The organism is Dorea sp. OM07-5 (assembly GCF_003481355.1).
Taxonomy (GTDB): domain Bacteria; phylum Bacillota; class Clostridia; order Lachnospirales; family Lachnospiraceae; genus Dorea_D; species Dorea_D hominis.
Map to the genome: position 1 here is coordinate 19949 of NZ_QUKZ01000024.1, position 1502 is coordinate 21450.

1 protein-coding gene is annotated in these 1502 nt (G+C 44.3%); it reads left to right on the forward strand.

Features of this window, described 5'->3' with window-relative positions; translation table 11 throughout:
- Positions 1-223 precede the first annotated feature (223 nt).
- Positions 224-1502, forward strand: a 1279-nt coding sequence (locus tag DXC04_RS14605) for an ATP-dependent DNA helicase (protein WP_118661274.1), incomplete at its 3' end; no start/stop codon positions are given.

A 1502-nucleotide genomic window follows, 5' to 3' on the forward strand; every position in this document is an offset into this window, starting at 1 on the left:
CAGCAAGACTTTTAGAAAATCCGTGAGCGGTGCAATGCCAAGCATCCGCCTGTAATGTTCCCGTAAGGCAATGGGGGAGTCGAGGACAAATACAACGCCAAAAATCAAAAGTATAAGAAATCAAGGAAGAATGTGTCGTTGATATCAGATACATACGGCTGTAGGGAGAAATCCTTTACAGCCGTATTGATGTGATATCAGCACGCATATCAGGTAACAAATTATGTATTACACAAGAGAATATCTCAATAGAGCGCATCGAGAAATTGATACTATTTTCCGAGTGCTGTTCCCGGAACATGGAATGGCAGTAAGGGAAGAACAGATTATGTTATGCCACAAAATGCTGGATAACCTGCTGGGAAGAAACATAGCACTGTGTGACGCGGGTGTCGGTATCGGCAAGACGTATGCCTATCTGGTGGCCTGTGTTCTGATGAGAAAATATTCCCTCCTTGCAGAAGGATGTTCCCCTTATGAGCAGCGTCCGGTCGTGATATCCACTTCCAGCATTGCACTCCAGAAAGCAATTCTTACAGAATATATCCCTTTTCTCTCCCGGATTCTTCAGGAGAACGGGACGATTCAGGCCCCTATTAAAGCTGTGATACGAAAAGGGAAAGAGCATTTTGTCTGCGATGAGAGGTTGGAGCACCGAATCGTTGCAATCGAAGAAAAAAACAAAAATGCGTTGCAGAAAGAAGCTCTGCTGTCGTTGAAAGAACATTATGATATGGACGAAGTGTCCAACTTAAGTGGGTTTGACAGAAGGATGGTGAGTGTACCGAAGTTCTGTTCGGGAGACTGCCCGAAAAGAGGCTCATGCAGGTATCAGCAGTATCTGGAGCGTTCCAGAGATCATGAAATGTTCATTCAGATCTGTAATCACAATTATCTGCTGGCTGATGGTTATCACAGGCTGCAGGATTACCGCCCGTTATTAAAAGACTACCGAGCATTGATTGTCGATGAAGCACATAAGCTGCCGGATGCGGCAAAGCAGATGTTTGGGAAGAGCCTCTGTTATGACGATATCCGAGAAATCTGCTTTTATCTTGGGAATGAGTACCAAGGCCCGGAGATAAGAAAACTGTCCGGGACGATCCGGATGGTGCTGGACATCATAGGAGAAAACCACAGAACCAGATATGGGATAAAAGAAGAATTCCACATGACAGAAGAGTGTGCAATGTATTTATATGAGGGGATACAGACCATGAATAAGATCATAGAAAAATTAGAAAAGAAGATTCCAAAGTGGATCAGAAACAAGCTGGAAGAAACCAAAAGTGTGCTGGAATGCTTTTTCCATCAGGATAAGAAGTATGTGCTGCATCTGAAGCAGGACCATGACCACCGGATTATATTGTGTGCATCCAGCAGACGGATTCCACAGTATCTGGACCAGATGTTATGGAGCAGAGGAATGGGAGCGATTCTGACAAGCGGAACTTTAAAAACCGGACAGGGATTTTCCCACATTCGGAAAATGACAGGATTAC